Below are 25,971 nucleotides of genomic sequence, written 5' to 3'. Positions count from 1 at the left end.
TGGTCTTTTTTTTTGTCAAAATTCGAATGTAAAATTTATGATTTTGGAGTAACCACAGCATCAACAACGTGAATCACACCGTTTGATTGATTTACATCTGAAATGGTTACTTTTGATTTTCCACCGTTTTCATCGGAAAGAATCACATCTTTTCCTTTTAGCATAGCCGTTAATTTTCCACCGCTTACTGTTTTAAATTCCGCTTTACCATTTCCGGCTTTAATTGCTGCAACTATATCCGCTGCACTAAACTTTCCGGGCAAAACATGATAGGTTAAAATCGTTTGTAAAGTTTTAATGTTTTCCGGTTTTAGCAAGGTCTCAACTGTTCCTTTTGGCAATTTCTCAAACGCTGCATTGGTTGGAGCAAAAACAGTAAATGGCCCTTTACTTTGTAATGTTTCTACTAAACCGGCGGCTTTTACCGCTGCTACCAAAGTAGTATGGTCTTTGGAATTGACGGCATTTTCAACAATGTTTTTGCTGGGATACATCGGAGCTCCACCAACCTGAACCGTTTTTTCTTTGCTTTGTGCAAAAGTTACTACACTAAACAGTAAGACAAAAGTCATTACTACACTTGTTACATTTCTTTTCGTTTTCATATTATTTTTTTTAAAGTTATATGAATGGAATTACGAGGAAAAGTTCAGAAGAGTTTTGGAAGAAAAAAATTTAACAATTATTTATCATTTGAATAGAATCAAAAAAGTGATTAGTTTTTTTGACAATTGTATATATTTCAATACTTTAGATATAATTGAAATGATTGCTTGTTCACAACTTAATCCATTTAAAAATGCTTTTAAATAGAAAGAATCTACTAACCGAGTTAACTGAATTAACCAAAAAATCTGTTTCAGAAGATGACCTCCTAGCGGAGATTAAGCAGATATTAGCCGAAAATGAAGCAAAACGAGAAGAAATAAAATCCTCTCTTTCTGCCAAATCTTCAACAAATCATAATGCTTTTATCTTTGATAAATTGGAAACGGAGAAAATTTTTCATTTATCGCAAATCAAAAGTCTTTGTATTGATTATCGATTGCGTTTTTTAGATAGCCATTTATTTAAAGGAACTATCCCGGAAGAAGCTATTTCTATTATTCATCGATTAGAAAAAGAACATGCCACAAAGTTAGAAGGATTTAGAATCATGGCTCCATCAAAATTATTCAAGTTAGAAAATTATGATGATCCTCTGTTATTTGCTCCCATTGGTAATGGCTATTATTACTTAATTCATAAATGGGGAAATGATATTCATCCGTTACGAAAAATAGCCATGAAGCCATTCAAATCAATGGGGAATTTCATTGTACTATTGGTTGTAGTCAGCCTTTTATTAACCGCCCTTTTGCCCCAAAATATTTTCGGAAAAACCAGTCATAGTGTCATGAGTTTAGTAACTTTCCTTTTTATGCTAAAGTCTGTAATGGGAATTGCTCTATACTATTGCTTATGGCAAGGTAAAAGTTTTAATGAAGACATTTGGTTGAGCAAGTATTATAACTAGTAATTAGTGATTAGTAACTATAGACCAAAAAAAATCCCTCCACTTTCGTAGAGGGATTTTTAATGTATAAAAGAGCGTTATTATTTTTCTCCTTTTTCCATTTTAGCTTTTAAGTCCGCTAAAATTTGGTTGTTTTCACCTAGCGTTTGAGCAGGAGCATTAGTATTGTTGTTAGCAGCAACAGATTCTGTAGCAGCTTTCACATTTTTCTCCTCTTCTTCTCTGAAGATAGCGGTATGAGAAGCAACTACTCTTTTGAATTCTTTGTTGAACTCAATTACTTTAAAGTCAGCTGCGTCACCTTTTTTCAATTTCTTACCGTCTTCTTTTTCTAAATGACGTGCAGGAACAAACGCTACTACATCATCACCAAAATCAACAGTTGCACCTTTGTCAACAATTTCAGCGATAGTTCCGTTGTGGATAGTTCCAACAGCATAAGCATCTTCATGTTTATCCCATGGGTTATCAGTAGTTTGTTTGTGACCTAATGATAATTTACGTCCTTCAACATCTAACTCTAATACTACCACATCTAATTTTTCACCTACGTTAATGAATTCAGATGGATGTTTGATTTTTTTCGTCCAAGATAAATCGGAGATATAAATTAAACCATCAATTCCTTCTTCTAATTCAACAAAGATTCCAAAGTTTGTAAAGTTTCTTACGATACCTGTGTGTTTTGAACCAACTGGGTATTTAGCCGTAATATCCGTCCATGGATCTTGCGTCATTTGCTTGATACCTAAAGACATTTTTCTTTCGTCTCTGTCTAAAGTTAAGATAACTGCTTCTACTTCATCTCCAATTTTCATGAAATCTTGAGCAGAACGTAAATGTGTTGACCAAGACATTTCAGAAACGTGAATTAAACCTTCAACACCTTCAGCTACTTCAATGAAAGCTCCGTAATCAGCGATTACAACTACTTTACCTTTTACTTTATCTCCTACTTGAATTTTAGCATCTAAAGCATCCCATGGGTGAGCGTTTAATTGTTTTAATCCTAGTTGGATTCTTGTTTTCTCATCATCAAAATCAAGAATTACTACGTTTAATTTTTGATCTAATTCAAGAACTTCGCTTGGGTGATTGATTCTTGACCAAGAAAGGTCAGTAATGTGGATTAATCCATCAACACCACCTAAGTCAATAAACACACCATAAGAAGTAATGTTTTTCACCACACCTTCTAATACTTGTCCTTTTTCTAATTGACCAATGATTTCTTTTTTCTGAACTTCAATATCAGCTTCGATAAGAGCTTTGTGAGAAACGACCACGTTTTTGAATTCGTGATTGATTTTTACCACTTTAAACTCCATCATTTTGTTCACATATTGATCGTAGTCACGGATTGGTTTCACATCAATTTGCGAACCTGGTAAGAATGCTTCGATTCCGAAAACATCTACAATCATACCACCTTTTGTTCTGCATTTTACAAAACCATTCACGATTTCACCGCTTTCGTTAGCAGCAATAACGCGATCCCATGCTTTGATTGTTCTTGCTTTTCTGTGCGATAATACTAATTGACCTGTTCTGTCTTCACGAACGTCGATTAATACTTCTACTTTGTCACCCACTTTTAAGTGTGGATTGTAACGGAATTCATTTAAAGAGATAACTCCTTCTGATTTCGCGTTAATGTCAACGATTGCATCACGATCTGTAATACGAACTACTGTTCCCATTACTACCTCGTCACTGTCCGTTGAAATGAAGGTCTTAGCAACTAACTCTTCAAATTCTCTTAAGTTTTTCTCATCTACTGCATCAATTCCTTCTTGGAAGTTATGCCAGTTAAAGTTAGCTAAAAACGCTTCTTGTTCTTTTAATAATTCAGACATGCTGATAAAAAATTTGTATTCTGTGTTCTCTTGAGTTTCTTAATGCGATAGAAAACAGCAGAAGTTGTTTTACATAAATGGTTTATACCCAATGGAAACTCTTCTCCGCCAAAAGGTGTGCAAAAGTACAAACAATATTTCGATTTACAAAACTATTTTTCAGGCATTTATAGAGGTTTATTATTTAAAATTTTTACACCTCACTTTTTCTTCAAATTATCCCAGTTTTTAGAGATAATTATATCATTTTTGAAACAAATTTTTACAAAATTAACTGCATTTACAATAATCAAAATAATTATAAAAATATAAATAATTGTTTATCAGTAACTTAAAAATTAGTTATTATGGTTTTTAAAACCTACCTTTGCACCCAATTTAAAAGATTATATGAATAAATTTGAACAATTAGGTCTTAAAGAATCGCTACTGCTCGCGATTAAAGACCTTGGATTTGAAAATCCATCAGAAGTACAGCAAAAAGCGATTCCGGTTTTATTAGAAAATGAAACAGACTTAGTTGCCTTAGCTCAAACAGGAACAGGTAAAACAGCGGCATTTGGTTTCCCGCTGATTCAAAAAATAGAAGCCGAAAATAGAAATACACAAGCCTTAATTTTATCCCCTACGCGTGAACTTTGTTTGCAAATTACGAATGAATTAAAATTGTATTCTAAATACGAAAAAGGAATCAATGTAGTAGCCGTTTACGGTGGTGCAAGTATTTCTGAACAAGCTCGTGAAGTAAAAAGAGGTGCTCAAATTATTGTGGCAACTCCCGGAAGAATGCAAGATATGATTAACAGAGGATATGTAAATATTTCTCAAATTAATTATTGCATCCTGGATGAAGCAGATGAAATGTTGAACATGGGATTCTATGAAGACATTGTAAGCATCCTTTCAACAACCCCTGATGAAAAAAACACTTGGTTATTTTCTGCAACGATGCCGGCTGAAGTGTCCAGAATTGCAAAAAAATTCATGGTGGAACCGCAAGAAATTACGGTGGGTACCAAAAACTCAGGTTCGGCTACAGTTTCACACGAATTTTATTTGGTGAACGCAAGAGACCGATATGAAGCGTTAAAACGTTTGGCAGATGCTAATCCGGATATATTTTCCGTTATTTTTTGTCGTACCAAAAGAGATACACAACATGTAGCGGAAAAACTAATTGAAGATGGGTACAATGCTGCCGCTCTTCACGGAGATTTGTCGCAAGCTCAACGTGATAGCGTAATGAAATCATTCCGTGGTCGTCAAATTCAAATGTTAGTTGCGACCGATGTGGCAGCTCGTGGAATTGATGTAGATAATGTAACACACGTTATCAATTACCAATTACCAGATGAAATTGAAACCTATAACCACCGTTCAGGAAGAACCGGACGTGCCGGAAAATTAGGAACTTCAATCGTAATTGTTACGAAAAGTGAGTTACGCAAAATTTCGTCTATCGAAAAAATCATCAAACAAAAATTTGAAGAAAAAACAATTCCTTCCGGTATAGAAATCTGCGAAATTCAATTGTTGCATTTAGCTACTAAAATTAAAGATACAGAAGTAGATCACGAAATTGACAGCTATCTTCCTGCTATTAATGACGTGTTAGAAGGACTGTCAAAAGAAGAATTAATTAAGAAAATGGTATCGGTAGAATTTAACCGATTCATTAATTACTATAAAAAGAACAAAGATTTATCTTCTCAAAGTTCCGGTTCAGACCGAAGAGAAGAAAGAGGTGCGAGAGAAAATACTTCTGGTGCAACTCGTTTCTTTGTTAACATCGGTTCCAGAGATAATTTTGATTGGATGCAATTGAAAGATTTCTTGCGTGATACATTAGAATTAGGCCGTGAAGATGTGTATAAAGTAGATGTAAAAGAAGGTTTCTCTTTCTTTAATACCGATGTTGAGCATACCGATAAAGTAATGAACATTCTTAACGGAATGGAATTAGAAGGAAGACGTATCAATGTTGAAATTTCTAAAAATGACGGTGGCGGAAGAAGAGACCATAACGGCAGAAACTCTGGTGGTGGCGGATTCAGAGGAGAAAGATCCGGTTCACGAAGTGGTGGTTTCGGTCCAAGAAAAGAAGGTAGCGGTGCTCCAAGAAACGACCGAAAAGAAGGTGGGTTTAGACCACGAAGAGAAGGCGGTTCATCAGAAAGACCAAGACGTTCTGAAGGAGACCGACCGGCAAGCCGATCATTTGAAGCTGCTAAAAGCAGACGCCCAAGAAGAAGTTAACCACAATTGTTAATTTTCTTATAATTAAACAGAAACTACAAAATATATTCGTGTGATTTATTACTTTTAAACCGTTAAATAAGCATATGAAATATTTTGTAGTTTTTTTGTTTTTACTCTCCCTTCACACTTTTGCACAAACATCAGTTAGAACAGATAAAGTTTCGGCTACGGTTTTAAACGATAGTGATTCCAAACCCTTAACGAACGTAAATATTCTGAATTTAAATTCGGTTAGAGGAGCAACAACAAACGATAAAGGCTACTTTGAAATAGATGTTAGGGTGAATGACACGCTTCACTTATCAATTGTTGGATTTCAATCACTTCGTGTGAAAGTGACCAATGACTGGATAAAATCTAAAAACACACAAATCCGCTTAACTGAAAAAGCAATCGCGTTAGAGGAAGTAGTTGTTACTCCTTATAATCTAACCGGTTATCTTCAAATTGACGCGAAACACATTCCCGTTAAGGAGAATTATCGCTACGGAATTTCCGGATTGTCATATGGTTATGAAGCAGGTGAATATTCCCCAAATGCATTTAATAGAGTGTTAGGTTCAATCTTTAATCCAACCGATATGCTGTATAATTTCTTTGGAAAAAAACCTCAGGAGCTACGAAAATTGAGGGAAATGAAAAAAGATGATACGGTAAGAAACATTCTCGAACAAAAGTTTGACCGTGAAATGATAGCCATTATGCTTGGAGTGGATAAAAAAGAAATTCCTGAAATTTTGGAGCGATGCAACTATTCTGAATCGTTTGTAAAAACCGCAAATGACTTGCAGGTTTTAGATGCCATCAACGATTGCTATGAAGAATACCGCATCTTAAAACGCAAATAATTACAATTCAAATTTAGCCAATTCATCCCACCAACGAGCTTCAATTCGATGGATGTCTTTAATTGATTTTCTCGCCCAATCCAATCGTTTTAGTATCTTTTCTTCTTCAGATAACTGCCACTTGATTGGAGAACTTCGCAAACGCTGTGTGAGTTGTTGCATGATAATCGCAGCAGCGACCGAAATATTTAAACTTTCTGAAAATCCAACCATTGGAATTGTAAGATAACCATCGGCTTTTTTCAAAATTGCGTCAGAAAGCCCTTCTTTTTCAGTACCAAAAAACAAAACTGATTTAGGCGAAATATCATAATCTTCCAACGTGCTTGAACCCTCGTGCGGACTAGTTGCAATAATTTGATAGCCTTTTTCTTTTAACGATTGTAAACATGCTTTTGAAGATGAATATCGATGAACATCCACCCATTTTTGAGCACCTAGAGCTATTTCACCATCAATGGTTTTAGCAAACTTTTGTTCAATCACATGTAAGTCTTGAATACCAAAAACATCACAACTACGCATTACCGCACTCGTATTATGCATTTGATATACATCTTCAATGGCAACAGTAAAATGATATGTTCTATTATTTAAAACCGTATTGAATTTATCTTTTCGTTCTTGTGTAATAAAAGATTCTAAATAATGTAATAAGTCGGTTCGTTTTGACATTTCATCCATACAAATTGTATATAAACTTTAAAGTTCCTATCTTGGCTACTCAAAAAATTAGGTATGACACAAGAAGAATTATTGCCCCTAATATACAAAAAAGATGAAAGGGCATTTACCCTTTTATACGATATGTATTCAAAGAGTTTGTTTGGCGTGATTAGCAATCTAATCAAAGACCAAGAAGAAGCAGAAGACGTTTTACAAGACGTTTTTGTGAAAATTTGGAAAAACATTGATTCCTTTAGTGAGGAAAAAGGAAGATTATATACTTGGATGGTTAATATTACTCGAAATACAGCAATTGATAAATTACGATCTAAAGGATATAATAACAGTCAAAAAAACCTTTCGGCTGATAATTTCGTACATCTGTTAGATGACAACACAAGATTAACCAATAAAATCGATAGCATCGGAATAAAAGAGTTTGTAAAAAAACTCAAACCGAAATGCATTAAAATAATTGATTTACTTTTCTTTAAAGGTTATACACAACAAGAAGCTTCAGAAGAATTGGAAATTCCATTAGGAACCGTTAAAACACAAAACAGAAATTGTATTAACGAATTAAGAAACTTATTACAAGTATCATGAGTACACAAGAATACATTGAATCCGGAATACTAGAACTGTATGTTTACGGCAAATTAAACGATTCTGAAATGGAAGAAGTTTATAAAATGGCTGTTCAACAGGATGAAATCAAAAAAGAGATCATTGAAATTGAAAAAGCAATGGTTTACCTTTCAGGTAGTATTGCTCCTCGCCTTTCCGGTAAGAATTATGAAGCCATCAAACAAAAAATATTTGGTGACGAACCGAAAGTAATCGAATTACAACCCGAAACTAAACCAAAATCAGGATGGCTAGGGTATGTGGGCTGGGCTGCAGCAGTCATTTTCTTAGCCGGTGGTGGATATATGTTCCAACAGTGGAATACGAGCAAACAAACCATTGTGAACATTGAAACGGAAAATACAAAACTAAAACAGAACAAACTGGATTTAGAGTTGCAATTAAAAGCAGATGAAGAAGCGTTGGCTTTACTCCGCGATCCAAAAAATACAATCGTTCCACTTGCCGGACAAGAAGTATCACCAACTTCTTATGCAAAAGTGTATTGGAACCAAGAAACACAAACGGTATATGTAGATGGAGCCGGATTACCTGAACCACCTGAAGGTTATGTGTACCAAGTTTGGGCACTTAAGTTGAATCCGTTAACTCCTTTAAGTATCGGATTATTAGACGATTTTACAGGTGCTAACAAAAGAATTTTTGCGGTTGACAACGTAGTCGAAGCAGAAGCATTCGGAATCACACTTGAACCTGCCGGAGGAAGTGCCTCACCAACATTAGAACAATTATATACCTTAGGTAAAGTATAATACAATTAACCCTTTCATTTGAGAGGGTTTGTTTTTTTAGAATATGAAGAAAAAACTAGTAGTATTAAGTGGTGCCGGTATCAGTGCCGAAAGCGGTATTAAAACCTTCCGTGATGCAGACGGACTTTGGGAAGGTCATGACATCATGGAAGTGGCTTCTCCAATAGGTTGGCATAAAAATCCTGAATTGGTACTTGACTTTTACAACCAACGCAGAAGACAACTCAAAGAAGTACATCCTAATGAAGCTCATTATATCTTAGCGGAATTAGAATCCGATTTTGATGTACAAATCATCACTCAAAACGTAGATAATTTACACGAAAGAGCCGGTAGTACAAATGTGCTTCACTTGCATGGTGAACTCAATAAAGTGAGAAGTACTCAAAATCCTTCGTATATTTTAGAATGGATGGACGATTTAACATCTGATCACAAAGACCCGAATGGTAACCCAATGCGGCCACATATTGTTTGGTTTGGCGAAGATGTTCCGGCTATTGAAGTAGCTATAGAGTTAGCCGAAGAAGCGGATATTTTTTTGGTCATCGGTACTTCACTTCAAGTGTATCCCGCAGCAGGAATCATGCATTATACGCAACCAAATGTACCCGTATTTTACATTGACCCCAAACCGGCAACCGTTGTTGAATTAGCAAATCCATTGGAAATTATTCCGCTTTCCGGTTCGGAAGGAATGAAAATTGTTCGTGAAAAATTAAAATCCTTTTTGTTGGATAATTAAATCAAGTTTCTTTTGAAATAGAACCATTTGTTTTCTTTTTCAATTCACGTTTAAGGCGTATATTTGCACCTTATTTTCGAAATGATTCGGAAACTTTCAACAACACAACACATGACGACTTTAAACGAATTAACAGCCATTTCACCTATTGATGGTAGATACCGCAATAAAACCATTGCATTAGCCAATTATTTTTCTGAAGAAGCACTTATCAAATATAGGATTTTAGTGGAAATTGAATATTTTATTGCTCTTTGTCAACTACCCTTGCCACAATTGAAATCGGTTGAGCATTCAGTTTTTGAAAAGCTTCGTGATTTATATAAAAATTTCTCAACGGCTGATGCTCTTTCCATTAAAGAAATTGAAAAAACGACCAATCACGATGTGAAAGCGGTGGAATATTTTATTAAAAATGCGTTTGACCAATTGGGTTTACAAGCCTATAAAGAATTCATTCACTTCGGATTAACGTCTCAAGACATTAATAATACTGCTATTCCTCTTTCGCTAAAAGAATCGTTTGAAAATGTATATTTACCTGTATTAGTGAATGTAATTGCCAAGTTAAAAGACTTGAGCCAAGAATGGAAAGACGTTCCCATGTTAGCCAGAACTCACGGTCAACCTGCTTCACCTACCCGATTAGGGAAAGAATTTGGCGTTTTTGTGGAAAGATTAGAAGAACAAATGCGTTTGTTATTCAATATCCCTTTTGCTGCAAAATTTGGGGGTGCAACCGGTAATTACAATGCTCATCATGTGGCGTATCCTTCATTCGATTGGAGAAAATTCGGTGCTGCTTTTGTAGAAGAAACGCTTGGATTACATCATTCGTTTCCCACTACTCAAATTGAACATTATGACCATATGGCAGCTTTTTTTGATTGTTTAAAACGCATCAATACCATTTTGATTGATTTAGACCGAGATGTGTGGACGTATGTTTCAATGGATTATTTCAAACAAAAAATTAAAGCCGGTGAAATTGGTTCTTCCGCCATGCCGCATAAAGTAAACCCTATCGATTTTGAAAACTCTGAAGGAAATTTAGGAATTGCTAATGCACTTTTTGAACATTTAGCAGCAAAACTTCCGCTTTCTCGTTTGCAACGTGATTTGACTGACAGCACCGTTTTACGTAATATTGGCGTACCTATAGGTCATACCTTAATTGGTTTTGAGGCCACTTTAAAAGGGTTGGATAAATTACTATTGAATCCATCAAAACTAGCTGCTGACTTGGAACAAAATTGGGCAGTTGTAGCAGAAGCTATTCAAACCATTCTAAGAAGAGAAGGATATCAAAATCCGTATGAAGCGTTGAAAGGCTTAACCCGAACTAATGAAGTAATGAATCAGGCTTCCATTCATGCTTTTATTAAAAGTTTAGAAGTGAATGAGTCCGTTAAAGAAGAGTTGCTTCGCATCACTCCATCTAATTATTTAGGAATTTAAGGCATTTTTAACCCTAAAAAGATTGAAACCCTTCGAGGGCTACTTTTTTATTTCAAAAAAAAGCTATATTTTTAGGGCATGAGTGAACACAACATCTTAATTCTATTTGCCCATCCTTTATTGGAGAAATCCTATGCCAACCAGGCATTGGTCAAACATATTCCATCATCAAAAAACATTACTTTTCACGATTTATATGAAGAGTATCCGGAATTTGATATCGACGTAAACCGTGAAAAAAAACTGTTAGAACAACACGATATTATCATTTGGCATCATCCGTTATATTGGTACAGTTGTCCGCCCTTATTAAAACAATGGATTGACATGGTTTTAGAACATGGCTGGGCTTATGGAAAAAACGGAAATGCCTTAGCTGGAAAAACTGTTTTTCAAGTCATTACAACGGGAGGTGCTCAAGAAAACTATTGTGCGACCGGAAAAGACCGCTATACGATTCCGGAATTGTTACAGCCTTTTATTCAATCGGCTAAGGTATGTAAAATGAACTATTTGTCTCCTTTTGTAGTGCATGGAACACATCAAATGAAAGGAAACGATATTGAAGAAATAGCAAAACTGTATGCCCAATTGTTAACACACCTGAGTAAAAATGAATTGAATGTTGAGGAAATTAATACGTTCCATTATCTCAACCAATGGATAACCAAACAACTTACTAGCCATGAATAACGGATTTTTTGTACAAGCAATTATTTATTTGACTTCTGCTATTGTGTGTGTTCCAGTTGCAAAAAAAATGGGACTCAGTTCAATTTTAGGCTATCTGTTTGCGGGCATTATCATCGGACCGTTTGTATTAGGATTTATTGGTTCGGAAGGACAAGACATCATGCACTTTGCAGAGTTTGGAGTAGTAATGATGCTCTTCTTAATCGGATTGGAATTAGACCCGTATAAATTCTGGAAAATGCGAAAATTCATTCTCGGAATGGGTTCATTACAAATGATTGGTACTACTTTCTTGGTATTTTTACTTTGCCAAATGATATTGGATTGGAATTGGCAAACCACACTTGTAATTGCTCTTTCGCTATCGCTTTCGTCAACGGCAATTGTACTTCAAACACTAAAAGAAAAAGGATTGTCACAAACCTCAATGGGACGTTCTTCTTTTGCGGTTTTGCTCTTTCAAGATATTGCAGTCATTCCGATTTTAGCAATTATTCCGTTGTTAGTATCGGGAAATGTTACCGAAACAGGTGGAAATCATACCTCGTACATAAGTGATTTTGCCGCATGGTTGCAAACCTTAATTGTAATCGGGACCATTGTTTTTGTTTATTTCAGTGGCCGTTTGATTATCGTTCCAATGCTTCGGATGGTGGCCAAAACAAGGCTACAGGAATTGTTTACCGCTTCAGCCCTTTTGTTAGTGGTGGCCGTTTCTTATTTGATGCAATTGGTGGGATTAAGTCCGGCTCTAGGTGCTTTTTTGGCGGGAGTGGTATTGGCTAATTCCGAGTTTCGCCATGAACTGGAAGGCGACATTGCTCCTTTCAAAGGATTGCTGTTAGGCTTATTTTTTATTGGTGTGGGAGCATCTATTAATTTTCAATTGATTATTGAAAATCCTTTATTTATTTTATTGTTTGGAGCGGTGCTCACAGCTGTAAAATTTCTGGTGTTGTTTGGTATTGGTAAAATATATAAAAAGAGTTCCGACCAAAACTTATTGTTTTCCTTTGGTTTGAGTCAAGCCGGAGAATTTGGGTTTGTGATTTTAAGTTTCTCGATGCAGTTGAACATTCTACCCACTATTTTAGCTAATCAAATGATGGCGATTATAGCATTAAGTATGTTATCTACCCCATTCTTGTTACTTATGAATGAAAAATGGATTGATCCTTTTTTTGGAGTAAAGGAAATACAAAAAAAACCGCATGATAAAATTGACGAACACAACGAAGTAATAATTGCCGGTTTTGGGCATTTTGGAAGTACAATTGGTCGTTTATTAAAAGCTAATGGCGTTCAAGCAACCATTTTAGATCATGATTCTGACCGCGTAGATTTGCTTCGGAAAATGGGATTCAAGGTTTATTATGGTGATGCAACCCGACTCGAATTATTAAAAGCCGCCGGGGCCGAAGATGCAAAATTATTCATCGCAGCAATTGACAACCCGGAAGTAAACCTAAGTGTAGTGGAAATTCTTCGCAAGCATTTTCCAAACCTCAACATTCTTACACGTGCTCGTAACCGTGTGGATGCGTACGAATTAATTGACCATGGTGTGAATAAAATATACCGTGAAACCCTCTATACTGCTGTGCATTTAGGTGTTGATGCCTTAATAGAACTCGGTCATCGCAAATATTCGGCAACGCGACAAGGACAACGATTCATTAAATACGATGAAGCTGCCATTCGCAAATTAGCCGCCAAACGTCACGATAAAATGGCGTATTTGGCCACGGTGAAAGATGAAATTGAAATGCAGGAACAATTGCTCAAAAACGATATGCATATCAATTTTTCTGCAGCAGACCATGCGTGGGATAGTGAGCATTTGAAAAAGGAGATTGTTGGTAATTAATCCTCTAACCCTCTAAAGTTTCAAACTCTTCGAGGGTTCTAATTATTTACAAATTTCTTTATTTATATTTCTTATCGTTTTACTTTCATCAATTTTAAACCCTAACTGTTTTGCTTTTTGTATAGCTAAACAAGCTTCAGAATACTTATTACTTTGGTATAATGATATAGCTAAATTTGCATATAAAAATGATTGATTCGGATTAATTTTAATTGCTGATTCAAAATCTTTTATAGCCTTATCATCATCATTTAATTTATGATATAACAATCCCCTATTATTATAAAGACCTTCATATGTACTGTCAATATTGATGGCTACATTTAAATAGTCAATTGCTTTTTCTAATTTATTTACATTTGCATAACAACTCGAAATTTCTAGTAATAACATTGGATTTTCGGGTTCTATTTTTAAAGCTTTTTCAAATGTTAAAATTGCTGAATAATAATCTTTAGATTTTACAAAACTACATGCTTCATTACTCATTTTTTCAGTTGATTTATATTTAAAACTATATGGCAATTTTACAGTAACTTTTTCTTCAATACCATATCTGTCGTACCACTCTTTAGGTAAATATTGCTGTGGTTCAATGCCAATGTTAAAACCAAAAAGCGGGATACATAATAAAAAAAAGATAATTGAAGTTGAAGTAAGTCTTTGGTTTTTCAAACTTCCATTTTTTAAATATAATACAGTAGAAATTATAAAGAAAGGCAAAACAAATAAACCCAGATAATCACCAAATTCATGTTCTAAATATTTTGAAAAAAGAATCAAACACATTAACACGATTGAGATTTGCAATAAAATAGTGTATCTATCTATTCTTTTTCTGATATAATCTTTGAATAACTTAGAAATGAAATAAATGAATATTCCTAAAAGTCCTAAAGCAAAAAATGCTTTTCCTCCAGGCCAATTTAATATTTGAAATAGCAAGCCAAAAATCAAAATTGCTAAAGTAGAATAGAATGTAATTTTAATGAATGATTTCATAAAATAAACTGTTATTTTTGAATAGTTATACTTTTTCGAGACTTGAGTAACATTCAAAGTTTTTCAAACTCTTCGAGGGTTGGAAAGATTTGAAATCCTTTTTTAATTTATTCTGGTATTTTCTCCTCCAATACTACACTACCATTAACATCAAAATACGTACACACCATTTTTTTTAAAGAGATTTCCCATTTTTCTATTCCGGCAGTTGCACACATCTGTATGAAGGTGAGATAATCTGTTTTCCCTTGTTGATGTGCTTGTAATTCTGCTTTAAAATGAGCATCGTTGGGCGTTATGGCAATCGCTAAAGGTGCATATTTTGGTGGTACAGTTACAGTATAGTTGTTTTCGCCATGATAATCAATATGTCCGTCAGACACGTAGGCTTCGTAATGGGATACGCCCAAAGATTTGATGGCTCTGATATATGCCGGAAAATCAGCTCCTGATTTTACTTTTCCGTGTTCGGCTGTGATTTGTTCTAAAGTAAACATGATTGGTGGTTTTATTAGGAGCAATAAAAGTAACAAAATTTTTGCTCTTTTAACCCTCGAAGAATTTGAAACCCTTAGAGGGTTATAATCACTCCCGATAATGATAAAAATTCCTTTGTCACTCGGTGTCCACAACGCAGCTTTGAGTCCGGCGGCTTTTAGACCTTGATTGGCCCAAGTGTTGCAGGTATAAAAAAGATTATAGGTGCGATGAGCTTCATAAAAACTATCGTTTTGTCCGTACGTAGTAGCAGGAATAAAAATGGGTTGTTCAGTTGCATCATATTGAAAACTGTCTTCAATGTAGTGCACCAATTGTTGATATTGAGTGGCTGATAAGTTGACTTTAATACAATTTTCATGCTCCTTCATTTGTTTATAAAACGTGGTATGCATAGCGGAAGTGCCCAAATGAAAAGCAGCTTTAAATGCGGTACTGAATTTCAGATCAGCCCATTCGGGTGTGTCGAGGTAGAAACCTTTATCGCCCCAACCAAAAGCAATGAATTGATGAGTAGAGTCTTTGGAAGGTAAGTGTTCAAATTTTATTTTTTCTGACCAGTCTTTGATGGCTGTACGAACAGGCAAAACCAAATCAGTATGAACGCCATTGGATTTGAGGTAAATGGAATGTGTCTGCTCATCTGTTGCTTGTGTTTTATTCACCGGAATAACGGAACAAACCACAGTTATGGCTGCATATCCTACGAAAAACAATAAAATAAATACAACTGCTTTTTTTATTCCTTTCCACACGATGGAAACTTTTTTCATAAAGTCGATTTTTAGGAATAACGGTGGGGTGAATTGGTTATTGTATATACTTTAAACTTCTTCATACGTTAATCATAATTCAACATTCGCTAATCGTTAATCATCAATCGTTAATCAAAAAACAATTAGGTTAACGTATTCGCTTTATTTTACAATTAAAACTTTTAAAAACCAATAAACAGTTTTAATATAAGTGGTTGTATAAGCATTAAAAAACTTATTGATTAAAATAATCCTCACTTATACTATTTTAATTAGGTTGTTTTTAACTTTTTAGAAGTTATAAATCGTTGCTATTATTAGCAGTTATTATGAGTGATTAAGTATTTTTTATGAATTTACTTCTTCATAATTTTCTTTGCCATAATTTCTTTTTCACTTGAAATTTTTACAAAATACAAACCGCTTGTAACGTTTGAAAAATCAATTTGGTCAATGTTACCACTTTGTTCCATAATTGTTTTGCCCGTCACATCATACACAACAATTTTTTGAATGGTGGTGTTTGTATTGTTTTCAACAAATAAAAGATTATTTACTGGATTTGGATATAGGGTAAACGAAGAAGAGGTAAACTCTTCATTTTGTAAAATGGCTTCACATTCTTGTTGTGTACTCACATAATGCGTTGTTGCATCTTTCTCTAGCCAATTAGCATTACAATTGGCAACATCATCAACAAAAATACAACTCAAATTAGGGTTATTGGTAGCCTTAAAACGGTCGTCATAAATAAGTGTTTCACTACCGGGATTTGTAACATATTGGCCATTAAGTAGAGTATTTGAACCATTTTGAAGTAATACTGACGAAAGGTTATTATCATAACAGTGCAATCTTTCTAAAAGTGGATTATTATTAAGGTTTAATGTAGTTAGATTATCATTATTCATACAAAACAATATTTGAAGTGCTGAGTTATTAGAAAAATCTAAAGTTGTTAATTCATTATTTTGGCAATATAAATGTTTTATTGAAGGTACATTAGAAAGGTCTAATGTAGTAAGATAAGTATTTGTACAATGCAATCTAATAAATTGTGGTACATTGGTTATGGTTAAATGAGTTAATGGATTTTGACCACATGAAAGTAATAATAGTGCAGGATTTGCAAAAATATCCAGTGATGTTAATTGATTATTGAAGCAAAAGAGTAGTGTTAAATTAACATTTTGAGAAACATCAAGACTTGTTAATAGATTGTGTTCACATGATAAAGTTGTGAGATTGATATTATTCGAAACATCAAGCGTTGTGAGTTGGTTTCTTACACAAATTAACCCTTGCAAGGCGATATTGTTAGTGATGTTAATGCTTGTTAGGCTATTGTCATTACAAGATAAATTAATTAAATTCAAATTATTACTAAAATCTAAACTCGTTAAATTAATACAGTTTCTGATGTTGATACTTTGTAACTGCGTGAAACCTTCAATTCCTATAATATTGTGTAAATTACTGCCATTAATGTTTAAACTAACCACTGTATTAATATCACTGTTTAATACCAAATGATTGATGATACCATCACTATCAATACCTTGGTTGATGAGTTCTTGTTCAAAGTCTTCGTCAGGAATAACCGTATATTGAGCATTACTCTTGTAAAAGAAAAAAAGCAAAAGGAAAAAGTAGTAATTTTTCATACTGTTTGATTGTGTGAACTCTTTGTTTTGTTTGGCTTTACCATAATAAAATTGAATTTAAATGCTTATAAATAGTTTTATTTACTTCTTCTTTGAATTATTAAATAAATATTCTTATCCAAAGTCCAATTTAGTTTTAAGATATATATAATCGAACAGATTATAACTTAATAATCAAGTAAATATAATGGTTTTTACTTACAAATAAAAAAATTTTGATTACAGTAAGATAAATAGAATAAAAGTTAAATTAGGTCTAAATAGCTATATCACACCCAATTGAATATTTCTATTAATTATCTAAAAATACGTGGTATTTGCATTATGGAAACCTAAATATAAAAAAATAATGTGAAACTTATCTTATCAAAACCTATTTTTTATCCTTCAACTTCTCCACCACTTCATCATTCGTTATTCATCAATCGTTAATCATAGGTAGCAACTCCATACATAAAGCATACCTTCTCCTAGGTTGTGGTACCCCTAACATTTCAAAAAGCTAAAAAAAAAATAAAAAAAAAAACTGCCCAAAATCGGACAGTCTATTTTCTATTCTCTATTCTCTATTTTCTATTTTCTATTCTCCATTCTCCCTACACATTAAACCTAAAATGCATCACATCGCCATCTTTCACCACATATTCTTTACCTTCCACTCTCAACTTTCCGGCTTCTTTTACTTTGGCTTCTGAACCGTAGTTGGAGTAATCGTCAAAAGCAATTACTTCCGCACGAATAAAGCCTTTTTCAAAGTCAGTGTGAATGACACCGGCAGCTTTTGGTGCGGTATCGCCAATGTTGATGGTCCACGCCCGTACTTCTTTTACGCCGGCAGTGAAATAGGTTTGTAACTTCAATAATTTATATGCTGCACGAATCAACACCGCCGAACCCGGCTCGGTTAATCCCATATCTTGCAAGAACATCTGACGCTCTTCATAGCTTTCTAATTCCGTAATATCAGCCTCAGCTCCAACGGATAAAACTATTACTTCAGCTTGCTCGTCTTTTACCAATTCACGAACTTGATCCACATATTTGTTTCCATTCACGGCAGAAGCTTCATCTACATTGCACACATACAATACCGGTTTGGCAGTAATCAACTGAAAATCCTGCATCAATTCTTCTTCGTCTTGGTTCATTGGCACTACCGTACGAGCGGATTTGGCTTGTAATAAAGCCTCTTTGATACGGTTCAACAAAGCTTGCTCCACTTGTGCTTCTTTGTTTCCGGTTTTGGCAGCACGGTTCACTTTTTCAAGGCGTTTTTCAACCGTTTCCAAATCTTTTAATTGCAATTCAATATCAATCGTTTCTTTATCCCGAATCGGATTTACGCTACCATCTACATGCACAATATTGTCGTTATCAAAACAACGCAATACGTGAATAATGGCATTACACTCTCTGATGTTTCCCAAAAACTGATTCCCTAATCCTTCACCTTTGCTGGCTCCTTTTACCAATCCGGCAATGTCCACAATATCAACAGTAGCCATTTGCACGCGTTCCGGTTTTACCAATTCTTCCAGACGGGCAATACGCGGGTCGGGTACATTTACTACACCAATATTCGGCTCAATCGTACAAAACGGAAAGTTCGCACTCTGGGCTTTGGCATTAGACAAACAATTAAAAAGGGTTGATTTTCCAACATTGGGTAATCCTACAATTCCTGCTTTCATTTTAAGGTAATGGGTTATTGGTAATTGGTAAAAGGTTTAAAACGGGTGCAAATATAGGGTTTTCTATTTTGCAAAAAAACTCCTCAAAAAGAGGAGCCACTTTTTATTCGTTATGCAAAAACGATTGTCGGTTTAAGAGCGTTTCTTCGCTTTCCACATGGTTGTCATCCGGCACACAACAGTCAACCGGACAAACGGCTGCACATTGTGGCTCTTCGTGAAAACCTTTACATTCGGTACATTTTCCGGGTACGATGTAATAAATGTCATCGGAAATTGGCGTTTGAGGTGCTTCAGCATCTACTTCCGTTCCGTCGGGTAAAATTACTTTTCCTTTTAATTTGGTACCGTCTTTATATCGCCAGTCATCAGCTCCTTCATAAATTGCTGTATTTGGACATTCAGGTTCACATGCCCCACAGTTGATACATTCGTCAGTTATAATGATTGCCATTTTTCTTTTGTTTAAAAGTTTATGCGTTTAAAAGTTTAAAAGAGTAATCAAAAATCCAGTTAAACTTTCAACTATTGGCTATTGCCACAATTCTATTTCTTATTTTTGTGCAAAATTACAATCTAATCAAGTTATAAACAAGTATCAAATGTTACAAAAATCAAAAATTACTGCTTTTGTGGAATTGGGGAAATTTTTAGCACAATTTTCGTTGGATAATACTCAACCACAAAACAATGTACTTTTGAATGACCGTTTTTTTAGCTCATTTGAAGATTTGTTGGCTTTGTCACAATCACACAATGGTTGGTTTACCAAAGAGCAAGTTTATTTTGCCGTGCAATCATGGGCGGAAGCCTTAACGGAAGAAAACCTATCCAAATGGTTATCCAATTATGATTTTTCAAATGTGCAACCCAAAACAATTGGATTGATTTTAGCCGGAAACATCCCGTTGGTGGGTTTTCACGATTTTTTGTGTGTTTTGATTTCAGGGCATAAAGTGTTAGTGAAAACATCATCTAACGACCAACATTTGATAAAATTTCTCTCCAATTATTTAACAAGTGTTGAAGAAGGATTACATGACTTTATTACGTTTACAGAAGGTAAATTAGAGGGTTTTGATGCCGTTATTGCGACAGGAAGTAACAACACGGCCCGTTATTTTGAATATTATTTCAAAGATAAACCCTCCATTATCCGTAAAAACAGAAACTCAGTTGCCGTGTTAACCGGAACAGAATCAAAAGAAGAGTTGACCCGTTTGGGAGAAGATATATTTCGTTATTTCGGATTAGGTTGCCGAAATGTGTCTAAAATTTTTGTGCCAAAAGGATACCATTTTGATACTTTTTTCAATGCTATTTTTGACTACCAAGACGTCATTCACTATGAAAAATATGCCAACAATTACGATTACAACAAGGCCGTTTTTTTAATGAGTAATTTTAAATTATTAGACAATGGATTCTTAACCTTAAAAGAAGACCAAAGTTACTCCTCACCTATTTCATCGTTATTTTATGAATATTATGACGATATTGAAAATTTGAAAAATCGATTAAAAGAAGATCATGAACAATTGCAATGCATTGTTTCGAATGGAATAACGGCCAACAGTATTCCGTTTGGACAAACACAGAAGCCACAGCTTTGGGATTATGCAGATGGTGTGGATACGATTGCGTTTTTAGTACATTTATAATCAACTTTTTAACTAAATCGTTTTCGTTAATAAACGGCTTATTTTTACCTATACTTATTTTACATGTTTTTTAATCAGAAATGTTGAAATTTGTACCCATAACAAAACAACTCCACAACACGAAAGTGTTTCTGAACAAAACAATACATGAAAAAACACAATTACAGTGCCGGTCCGTGCATTTTGCCCCAAGAAGTATTTGAAAAATCGGCTCAAGCCGTTTTAAATTTTAACCAATCCGGTTTATCCATTTTAGAAATATCACACCGCAGTAAAGATTTTGTTGCGGTAATGGAAGAAGCCAGAGCATTAGCGTTGGAACTTTTAGGTTTACAAGGAAAAGGCTATCAGGCTTTGTTTTTGCATGGCGGAGCTAGTTTGGAATTTTTAATGGTTCCCTACAACCTGATGAAAGTAAACGGAAAAGCCGCCTATCTCGATACGGGTACGTGGGCCAATTCAGCCATCAAAGAAGCGAAAGCTTTTGGTGAAACAGTGGTAGTGGCTTCCTCAAAACCGGAAAATTATAACCATATTCCAAAAGGATATAATGTTCCAACAGATGCCGATTATTTTCATTGTACTTCAAATAATACCATTTTCGGTACACAAATGAAAGAATTTCCAACCTTGGACATTCCAATGGTGTGCGACATGAGTTCCGATATTTTTTCCAGAACTTTAGATTTTTCACAATTTGATTTGATTTATGCCGGAGCTCAGAAAAACATGGGACCAGCCGGAACAACATTAGTGGTAGTTAAAGAAGAAATCTTAGGAAAATCAGGAAGAACAATTCCTGCTATGTTGGATTATAAACAGCACATTGACAAAGAAAGTATGTATAATACTCCAGCCGTTTTTGCTATATATACTTCCCTACTCACTTTACAATGGTTAAAAAATTTAGGAGGAATTGCTGCCATTGAAAAAATAAATGAAGCAAAAGCCAACTTATTATACACCGAAATTGATCGCAATCCTTTATTCAAAGGCACAGCAGTACCGGAATTTAGAAGTAACATGAATGCCACGTTTTTATTAAACGATGAGGCTCATGCACCTTTATTTGATTCGATGTGGAAAGAAGCCGGCATTTCCGGATTACCGGGTCATCGTTCAGTTGGGGGTTATAGAGCTTCGATGTACAATGCTCTTCCTTTAGAAAGTGTGCAGGTGTTGGTGGATGTGATGAAGGAGTTGGAGGTTAGGAGTTAGAAGTTGGGAGAAAATAGAGAATAGAATATAGAAAATAGAATATAGAAAATTTAAATAACATACATATTCTAAGAACAAAGTAACTCAGAGTCTTAGTACCCCAGAGCCTTAGTACCTTAGAACCTTATCAAAAAAAAAATGAAAGTATTAGCAAACGACGGCATTTCTGCCAGTGGAATAAAAGCCTTAGAAAAAGGCGGATTTGAAGTAATTACAACCAAAGTAGCTCAAGAACAAGTGGCCAATTATATCAACGCCAACCAAGTGAGTGTTATTTTGGTAAGAAGTGCTACCAAAGTGAGAAAAGATATTATCGATGCTTGTCCCGGTTTAAAAATTATAGGTCGTGGCGGCGTGGGAATGGATAATATTGATGTAACGTATGCCCGAGAAAAAGGTATTCATGTCATCAATACGCCGGCTTCTTCCTCAGAATCAGTAGCAGAATTGGTTTTTGCTCATTTGTTTTCAGGTGTTCGATTTTTACACGATGCCAACAGAAACATGCCATTGGAGGGCGAATCTAATTTTGAAGGATTAAAAAAAGCGTATGCCAATGGAATTGAATTACGTGGAAAAACCCTTGGAATTATTGGTTTCGGTCGAATTGGTCAAGCTGTAGCTAAAATGGCTTTAGGTTTAGGAATGAAAGTAATTGCTTCCGATAAATATGTTGGCGAAGCAGTCATTCGTGTGGATTTCTATAATGGTCAATTCATCAATGTGGACATCATTACCGAACCAATGGAAGATTTATTGAAGCATTCCGATTTTATCACCTTACACGTACCGGCACAAGACGGTTATGTAATTGGAAAAGAAGAATTAAACATGATGAAAGATAATGTGGGTATCATCAATGCTGCTCGTGGTGGTGTAATTGACGAGGTGGCTTTAGTAGAAGCATTGGATAGCGGAAAAGTATTGTTTTCCGGCTTAGACGTTTTTGAAAAAGAACCTACTCCGGAAATTCAATTGTTGATGCATCCGAAGATTTCGCTGACTCCCCATATTGGTGCGGCAACTTTAGAAGCCCAAGACCGAATTGGGACTGAATTAGCGGAACAAATCATCAGTTTGATGAAAACGGAAAAATAATGCTGCTTGTTTTAGTATTTTTTTCCTAATTTCGTTATTCAACCTAAAAAATAAACTATGCTAGATCAATTAACACAATTAGTTCAACAATATGGCGATAATGCTGTAGTAAAAAATGCAGCCATTCCGAATGAAATGAATGACGCTGTATTGAAAGAAACCGAAAATTCACTTTTTTCCGGCTTACAAAAGATGGCGAGTGGAGGACAATTCGAACAGTTAGCCGGGCTTTTTCAAGGCAATAATGCCGGTTCAGCGTCCAATCCTGTAGTGCAACAATTGGTCAATCAAGTTTCGGGTAATTTAGGTGAAAAATTCGGTATAGACGGTCAAGCAGCCAATGGAGTAGCTTCGAATATGATTCCACAAATTTTAGGTTCCTTAATCGGAAAAGCCAAAGACCCGAATGAAAAAGGATTTGAAATTTCTGATTTGGTAAGTGCTATTTCGGGTGGTGGCAATAATTCAGGTTTGATGGATGCCATTTCCAAATACGGTGGTCAATTTGGTTTAGACCAAAATAACGATGGTAAAGTGGATATGCAAGATGCTATGTCGGCAGTAACCAAAAAAGGAGGATTAGGCGGTTTATTCGGAAAGCTTTTCGGTAAATAAACGCTTTTTTTATATCACCATTCATGCTTTAAATGGAATGTTAAATATAATATTCCATTTAAAGCATTTTTTGTACTTTTATGGAATGAAAACAGTAGTGTGGATTTGCATAGGAATACTTGTTGTTTTGGGTTGTTCAACTCCCAAAAGTACTGTTACGCCTACTGAAAAAAACATTACTAACAATGATACGATTCGCATTGCCAATGAGGAGTTGGAATATGAAGTCATCATTTTTGAACCCGGTTTTAATGCATGGTTAGAAAGTACAGCAAGGCCCCGTAACTATTATGATTTGGCTTTTTTAGAAAACCGTAATCAGATTTGGGTAACCAATTATAACCAACGTGTTTTGGACCCCAGAAGGTATGACCCGTTGCTTTATGAAATGCAGATCAACTATCAAAACAATATCAATTACGGATATGAAGTAAATTATATGCTTTATAATTACCTACTCTATTTTCAATTGAAATATAAACAACGCTTAGGCGGTTTTGAACCCCGTTTATGATATGAAGAAACTGAAAGAACGTTGGGGAATTACTTCTAACTACCAACTCACTATTATATTTATTGTTTTTGCTATTACTGGATCACTATCGGCTTATTTGTCTAAACCATTTACCAAATATATCGGATTGACAAAAGACAATCTTAGTTATTTTTATTTACCCGTTCGGTTGATTGCTATTTTCCCGATATATCAAGTTTTATTGGTATTAACCGGTTTTCTTTTCGGACAGTTTACCTTCTTTTGGTGGTTTGAAAAGAAAATGCTTCGCAGTATGAAATTGGGCTTTATTGCCGATTGGTTTGAAAAAAAATAAGCCGCTCTTTCGAACGGCTTAAAATTATTTTTTGATGATGTATGTGTAAATCCACGTAAGTGTAAAGGTGGGAATAAAATCCAAACCGGGTAAAATTTCTTCAACAAATACTATAAAACCCGCTGCTGCTCCAACAGTACCTTTATACATTCTCAACATAATTAGTCCGGCAATTGGAGCCCAAATCACATCGGTAATAGCTCCTAAAAAAGGAACTAAATAAGACATCATTCCAATAGCGTCAAAAAGTAAACTTAGAACTAAATCCCTAGATTTTGTATCTTTTACCGGTTGAACGGTTACTTCTTTTGTCATGATAATGAATTAAATTTTAATCATTTACAACAAAAGTAATGCCATTTTAATTTTCTTTCTTTAATAAATTGAAAAAGTCATTACGGTTTTCTTTGTCTTTAAATATTCCGCCATATTGAATGGTTGAAGTATAACTCGAACTGTCTTTAATACCGCGGCTGGACACGCACAAATGTTCAGCTTCTACCACCACTATCACATCTTCTGTATCCAATACTGTTTTCAGTTCATTGAAAATCTGCATAATCATGCGTTCTTGCACTTGTGGTCTTCTTGCATAATAATCCACAATTCGGTTTAATTTTGATAATCCTATTACTTTTCCGTTGGATACATATCCAATATGGGCTTTTCCAATAATGGGTAAAAAATGGTGCTCACAAGTAGAGTTGAAACTAATATTCGCTTCAACCAACATTTTATCATAGTGATAACTGTTTTCAAAAACAGATATTTTAGGTTTGTTTGCAGGATTCAATCCACTAAATATTTCTTGTATGAACATTTTAGCCACACGGTGAGGCGTACCTCTCAAACTATCATCTGTCATATCTAGTCCCATTTCTTCCATGATGATGTGGAAATGTTTCTCTATAGTAGCCATTTTTTCCGCATCCGATTTATCAAAAGCATCCGGACGTAAAGGCGTTTCAGCAGAAGTCATTTGATGACCATCCCCAATTAAATCAAATATTTCTTTTTCTAATACGTTTTCCATAGCAATGTTGAGTTAGTTTTTTAATTTAGCTTTATAGTACTTTTTCAATTTTTCAATTTTAGGTGTAATCACATAATGGCAATATGATTGTGTTTTGTTTTGATTATAATAATTTTGATGATAATCTTCTGCCGGATAAAACGTTACAGCAGGAGATAATTTGGTCACAATCGGCGAATTGAATATTTTTTCTTGAACTAATAAATCGATGTAATCGTTGGCAATTTCTTTCTGCTTCTTTGAATGGTAAAATATCTCACTGCGGTATTGAGTTCCTACATCATTTCCTTGGCGATTTAATGTAGTTGGGTCATGTGTGGCAAAATAAATCTCTAATAATTCCCCATAACTAATCTCTTTAGGGTCATACGTAATTTGAATCGCTTCGGCATGACCAGTGGTGCCGGTGCATATTTCTTTATACGTTGGATTAGGAGTTTTTCCTCCAATATAACCTGACACAACTGTTTTAACGCCTTTTAAATCTAAAAAAATAGCTTCTGTACACCAAAAGCAACCACCGGCCAAAGTGGCCATTTCTATGTTTTGATCCATTGTTGTTTGTTTCTGTTGATTAGCGGGTAAAGGTTTTTTTTCT

At 34.8% G+C, this 25,971-nt stretch carries 26 protein-coding genes; 15 read left to right on the top strand and 11 right to left on the bottom strand.

What is annotated here, in order from left to right:
• Window positions 1-35: 35 nt before the first annotated feature.
• Complete coding sequence (locus H601_RS0106465; protein ID WP_026710745.1) at window positions 36-605, bottom strand: fasciclin domain-containing protein; 570 nt, start codon at window positions 603-605, stop codon at window positions 36-38.
• A 194-nt stretch (window positions 606-799) separates the two neighbouring features.
• On the opposite strand from H601_RS0106465, the gene H601_RS0106455 reads away from it, so the two are divergent.
• Window positions 800-1,516, top strand: a complete 717-nt coding sequence (locus H601_RS0106455) for a hypothetical protein (RefSeq protein WP_026710744.1) — start codon at window positions 800-802, stop codon at window positions 1,514-1,516.
• An 80-nt stretch (window positions 1,517-1,596) separates the two neighbouring features.
• Here H601_RS0106455 and rpsA read toward each other — a convergent pair whose 3' ends face one another.
• Complete coding sequence (gene rpsA, locus H601_RS0106450; RefSeq protein WP_026710743.1) at window positions 1,597-3,372, bottom strand: 30S ribosomal protein S1; 1,776 nt, start codon at window positions 3,370-3,372, stop codon at window positions 1,597-1,599.
• A gap of 390 nt (window positions 3,373-3,762) precedes the next feature.
• Between rpsA and H601_RS0106445 the strand changes: the two genes are divergently transcribed.
• Together H601_RS0106445 and H601_RS0106440 are read left to right on the top strand one after the other, a co-directional pair.
• On the top strand, window positions 3,763-5,628 hold the full coding sequence (locus tag H601_RS0106445) for a DEAD/DEAH box helicase (protein ID WP_026710742.1): 1,866 nt from the start codon (window positions 3,763-3,765) through the stop codon (window positions 5,626-5,628).
• Between the two features lie 86 nt (window positions 5,629-5,714).
• Window positions 5,715-6,479 carry a carboxypeptidase-like regulatory domain-containing protein gene (locus H601_RS0106440; RefSeq protein ID WP_026710741.1) on the top strand — a complete coding sequence of 255 codons (765 nt, stop codon included), beginning with the start codon at window positions 5,715-5,717 and terminating at the stop codon, window positions 6,477-6,479.
• Here H601_RS0106440 and H601_RS0106435 read toward each other — a convergent pair whose 3' ends face one another.
• Window positions 6,480-7,163 carry a TrmH family RNA methyltransferase gene (locus H601_RS0106435; RefSeq protein ID WP_035655642.1) on the bottom strand — a complete coding sequence of 228 codons (684 nt, stop codon included), beginning with the start codon at window positions 7,161-7,163 and terminating at the stop codon, window positions 6,480-6,482.
• A gap of 54 nt (window positions 7,164-7,217) precedes the next feature.
• Here H601_RS0106435 and H601_RS0106430 point away from each other — a divergent pair, with 54 nt between their 5' ends.
• The 6 genes from H601_RS0106430 to H601_RS0106405 all read left to right on the top strand — a co-directional run bounded on the left by H601_RS0106430 (window position 7,218) and on the right by H601_RS0106405 (window position 13,308).
• The gene (locus H601_RS0106430) at window positions 7,218-7,751 is read left to right on the top strand and encodes an RNA polymerase sigma factor (protein ID WP_026710739.1); all 534 of its coding nucleotides are present in this window, start codon (window positions 7,218-7,220) and stop codon (window positions 7,749-7,751) included.
• On the top strand, window positions 7,748-8,545 hold the full coding sequence (locus H601_RS0106425) for an anti-sigma factor (protein WP_026710738.1): 798 nt from the start codon (window positions 7,748-7,750) through the stop codon (window positions 8,543-8,545). The genes H601_RS0106430 and H601_RS0106425 overlap by 4 nt, the downstream gene beginning before the upstream one ends.
• Window positions 8,546-8,588: 43 nt before the next feature.
• Window positions 8,589-9,290 carry an SIR2 family NAD-dependent protein deacylase gene (locus tag H601_RS0106420; RefSeq protein WP_026710737.1) on the top strand — a complete coding sequence of 234 codons (702 nt, stop codon included), beginning with the start codon at window positions 8,589-8,591 and terminating at the stop codon, window positions 9,288-9,290.
• 111 nt (window positions 9,291-9,401) lie between these two features.
• Window positions 9,402-10,748 carry an adenylosuccinate lyase gene (gene purB, locus H601_RS0106415; protein ID WP_026710736.1) on the top strand — a complete coding sequence of 449 codons (1,347 nt, stop codon included), beginning with the start codon at window positions 9,402-9,404 and terminating at the stop codon, window positions 10,746-10,748.
• Between the two features lie 78 nt (window positions 10,749-10,826).
• A complete protein-coding gene (gene kefF / locus H601_RS0106410; protein ID WP_026710735.1) occupies window positions 10,827-11,441 on the top strand; it encodes a glutathione-regulated potassium-efflux system oxidoreductase KefF in 615 nt (204 codons plus the stop codon).
• Window positions 11,434-13,308, top strand: a complete 1,875-nt coding sequence (locus tag H601_RS0106405) for a monovalent cation:proton antiporter-2 (CPA2) family protein (RefSeq protein ID WP_026710734.1) — start codon at window positions 11,434-11,436, stop codon at window positions 13,306-13,308. Before kefF ends, H601_RS0106405 begins: the two co-directional genes overlap by 8 nt.
• A 42-nt stretch (window positions 13,309-13,350) precedes the next feature.
• Here H601_RS0106405 and H601_RS0106400 read toward each other — a convergent pair whose 3' ends face one another.
• The 5 genes from H601_RS0106400 to H601_RS0106380 all read right to left on the bottom strand — a co-directional run bounded on the left by H601_RS0106400 (window position 13,351) and on the right by H601_RS0106380 (window position 19,372).
• Entirely contained in the window at window positions 13,351-14,310 is a 960-nt protein-coding gene (locus H601_RS0106400; protein WP_026710733.1) for a tetratricopeptide repeat protein, read from the bottom strand.
• 107 nt (window positions 14,311-14,417) lie between these two features.
• Window positions 14,418-15,581 (bottom strand): TIGR02117 family protein, encoded by a 1,164-nt coding sequence (locus H601_RS16800; protein ID WP_245571620.1) that lies wholly within the window; start codon window positions 15,579-15,581, stop codon window positions 14,418-14,420.
• Between the two features lie 338 nt (window positions 15,582-15,919).
• Window positions 15,920-17,227 (bottom strand): T9SS type A sorting domain-containing protein, encoded by a 1,308-nt coding sequence (locus H601_RS16110; protein WP_026710732.1) that lies wholly within the window; start codon window positions 17,225-17,227, stop codon window positions 15,920-15,922.
• Between the two features lie 596 nt (window positions 17,228-17,823).
• The gene (gene ychF / locus H601_RS0106385) at window positions 17,824-18,918 is read right to left on the bottom strand and encodes a redox-regulated ATPase YchF (RefSeq protein ID WP_026710731.1); all 1,095 of its coding nucleotides are present in this window, start codon (window positions 18,916-18,918) and stop codon (window positions 17,824-17,826) included.
• Between the two features lie 103 nt (window positions 18,919-19,021).
• Window positions 19,022-19,372, bottom strand: a complete 351-nt coding sequence (locus H601_RS0106380) for a 4Fe-4S dicluster domain-containing protein (protein ID WP_026710730.1) — start codon at window positions 19,370-19,372, stop codon at window positions 19,022-19,024.
• 148 nt (window positions 19,373-19,520) lie between these two features.
• Between H601_RS0106380 and H601_RS0106375 the strand changes: the two genes are divergently transcribed.
• From H601_RS0106375 to H601_RS0106350, 6 genes are all read left to right on the top strand, one after another.
• A complete protein-coding gene (locus tag H601_RS0106375) occupies window positions 19,521-20,579 on the top strand; it encodes an acyl-CoA reductase (protein WP_026710729.1) in 1,059 nt (352 codons plus the stop codon).
• Window positions 20,580-20,726: 147 nt separating this feature from the next.
• Window positions 20,727-21,797: a 3-phosphoserine/phosphohydroxythreonine transaminase gene (gene serC, locus H601_RS0106370; RefSeq protein ID WP_026710728.1), complete on the top strand. Its 1,071-nt coding sequence runs from the start codon at window positions 20,727-20,729 to the stop codon at window positions 21,795-21,797.
• 138 nt (window positions 21,798-21,935) lie between these two features.
• Complete coding sequence (locus H601_RS0106365; RefSeq protein WP_026710727.1) at window positions 21,936-22,895, top strand: D-2-hydroxyacid dehydrogenase; 960 nt, start codon at window positions 21,936-21,938, stop codon at window positions 22,893-22,895.
• A 57-nt stretch (window positions 22,896-22,952) separates the two neighbouring features.
• The gene (locus H601_RS0106360) at window positions 22,953-23,510 is read left to right on the top strand and encodes a hypothetical protein (protein WP_026710726.1); all 558 of its coding nucleotides are present in this window, start codon (window positions 22,953-22,955) and stop codon (window positions 23,508-23,510) included.
• Between the two features lie 85 nt (window positions 23,511-23,595).
• Complete coding sequence (locus H601_RS0106355; protein WP_026710725.1) at window positions 23,596-24,024, top strand: DUF6146 family protein; 429 nt, start codon at window positions 23,596-23,598, stop codon at window positions 24,022-24,024.
• A gap of 1 nt (window position 24,025) precedes the next feature.
• Complete coding sequence (locus tag H601_RS0106350) at window positions 24,026-24,340, top strand: DUF6787 family protein (protein ID WP_026710724.1); 315 nt, start codon at window positions 24,026-24,028, stop codon at window positions 24,338-24,340.
• 24 nt (window positions 24,341-24,364) lie between these two features.
• On the opposite strand, the gene H601_RS0106345 is transcribed toward H601_RS0106350, so the two are convergent.
• From H601_RS0106345 to msrA, 3 genes are read right to left on the bottom strand one after another with little or no spacing between them, the layout of a single operon-like run.
• Window positions 24,365-24,655: a hypothetical protein gene (locus H601_RS0106345; RefSeq protein ID WP_026710723.1), complete on the bottom strand. Its 291-nt coding sequence runs from the start codon at window positions 24,653-24,655 to the stop codon at window positions 24,365-24,367.
• 46 nt (window positions 24,656-24,701) lie between these two features.
• Entirely contained in the window at window positions 24,702-25,373 is a 672-nt protein-coding gene (gene folE / locus H601_RS0106340) for a GTP cyclohydrolase I FolE (protein WP_026710722.1), read from the bottom strand.
• 12 nt (window positions 25,374-25,385) lie between these two features.
• Window positions 25,386-25,928 (bottom strand): peptide-methionine (S)-S-oxide reductase MsrA, encoded by a 543-nt coding sequence (gene msrA, locus H601_RS0106335; RefSeq protein ID WP_211223539.1) that lies wholly within the window; start codon window positions 25,926-25,928, stop codon window positions 25,386-25,388.
• Window positions 25,929-25,971 lie beyond the last annotated feature (43 nt).

Source organism: Flavobacterium filum DSM 17961, assembly GCF_000425465.1.
In the GTDB taxonomy this organism is placed as follows: domain Bacteria; phylum Bacteroidota; class Bacteroidia; order Flavobacteriales; family Flavobacteriaceae; genus Flavobacterium; species Flavobacterium filum.
Note: the sequence above shows the minus strand (reverse complement) of the source record. Positions and strands in the feature narration are given on the sequence as shown.

Excerpts from the sequence above, each read along its gene's own strand:
- H601_RS0106400 (WP_026710733.1), bottom strand. The coding sequence starts at position 14,310 with ATGAAATCATTCATTAAAATTACATTCTATTCTACTTTAGCAATTTTG.
- folE (WP_026710722.1), bottom strand. The coding sequence starts at position 25,373 with ATGGAAAACGTATTAGAAAAAGAAATATTTGATTTAATTGGGGATGGT.
- rpsA (WP_026710743.1), bottom strand. The coding sequence starts at position 3,372 with ATGTCTGAATTATTAAAAGAACAAGAAGCGTTTTTAGCTAACTTTAAC.
- H601_RS0106440 (WP_026710741.1), top strand. The coding sequence starts at position 5,715 with ATGAAATATTTTGTAGTTTTTTTGTTTTTACTCTCCCTTCACACTTTT.
- H601_RS0106350 (WP_026710724.1), top strand. The coding sequence starts at position 24,026 with ATGAAGAAACTGAAAGAACGTTGGGGAATTACTTCTAACTACCAACTC.
- H601_RS0106375 (WP_026710729.1), top strand. The coding sequence starts at position 19,521 with ATGTTACAAAAATCAAAAATTACTGCTTTTGTGGAATTGGGGAAATTT.
- H601_RS0106380 (WP_026710730.1), bottom strand. The coding sequence starts at position 19,372 with ATGGCAATCATTATAACTGACGAATGTATCAACTGTGGGGCATGTGAA.
- H601_RS0106405 (WP_026710734.1), top strand. The coding sequence starts at position 11,434 with ATGAATAACGGATTTTTTGTACAAGCAATTATTTATTTGACTTCTGCT.
- H601_RS0106425 (WP_026710738.1), top strand. The coding sequence starts at position 7,748 with ATGAGTACACAAGAATACATTGAATCCGGAATACTAGAACTGTATGTT.
- purB (WP_026710736.1), top strand. The coding sequence starts at position 9,402 with ATGACGACTTTAAACGAATTAACAGCCATTTCACCTATTGATGGTAGA.
- H601_RS0106360 (WP_026710726.1), top strand. The coding sequence starts at position 22,953 with ATGCTAGATCAATTAACACAATTAGTTCAACAATATGGCGATAATGCT.
- H601_RS0106420 (WP_026710737.1), top strand. The coding sequence starts at position 8,589 with ATGAAGAAAAAACTAGTAGTATTAAGTGGTGCCGGTATCAGTGCCGAA.
- msrA (WP_211223539.1), bottom strand. The coding sequence starts at position 25,928 with ATGGATCAAAACATAGAAATGGCCACTTTGGCCGGTGGTTGCTTTTGG.
- serC (WP_026710728.1), top strand. The coding sequence starts at position 20,727 with ATGAAAAAACACAATTACAGTGCCGGTCCGTGCATTTTGCCCCAAGAA.
- H601_RS0106435 (WP_035655642.1), bottom strand. The coding sequence starts at position 7,163 with ATGGATGAAATGTCAAAACGAACCGACTTATTACATTATTTAGAATCT.
- kefF (WP_026710735.1), top strand. The coding sequence starts at position 10,827 with ATGAGTGAACACAACATCTTAATTCTATTTGCCCATCCTTTATTGGAG.
- H601_RS0106365 (WP_026710727.1), top strand. The coding sequence starts at position 21,936 with ATGAAAGTATTAGCAAACGACGGCATTTCTGCCAGTGGAATAAAAGCC.
- H601_RS16800 (WP_245571620.1), bottom strand. The coding sequence starts at position 15,581 with ATGAAAAAAGTTTCCATCGTGTGGAAAGGAATAAAAAAAGCAGTTGTA.
- H601_RS0106430 (WP_026710739.1), top strand. The coding sequence starts at position 7,218 with ATGACACAAGAAGAATTATTGCCCCTAATATACAAAAAAGATGAAAGG.
- H601_RS16110 (WP_026710732.1), bottom strand. The coding sequence starts at position 17,227 with ATGAAAAATTACTACTTTTTCCTTTTGCTTTTTTTCTTTTACAAGAGT.
- H601_RS0106455 (WP_026710744.1), top strand. The coding sequence starts at position 800 with ATGCTTTTAAATAGAAAGAATCTACTAACCGAGTTAACTGAATTAACC.
- H601_RS0106345 (WP_026710723.1), bottom strand. The coding sequence starts at position 24,655 with ATGACAAAAGAAGTAACCGTTCAACCGGTAAAAGATACAAAATCTAGG.
- ychF (WP_026710731.1), bottom strand. The coding sequence starts at position 18,918 with ATGAAAGCAGGAATTGTAGGATTACCCAATGTTGGAAAATCAACCCTT.
- H601_RS0106355 (WP_026710725.1), top strand. The coding sequence starts at position 23,596 with ATGAAAACAGTAGTGTGGATTTGCATAGGAATACTTGTTGTTTTGGGT.
- H601_RS0106465 (WP_026710745.1), bottom strand. The coding sequence starts at position 605 with ATGAAAACGAAAAGAAATGTAACAAGTGTAGTAATGACTTTTGTCTTA.
- H601_RS0106445 (WP_026710742.1), top strand. The coding sequence starts at position 3,763 with ATGAATAAATTTGAACAATTAGGTCTTAAAGAATCGCTACTGCTCGCG.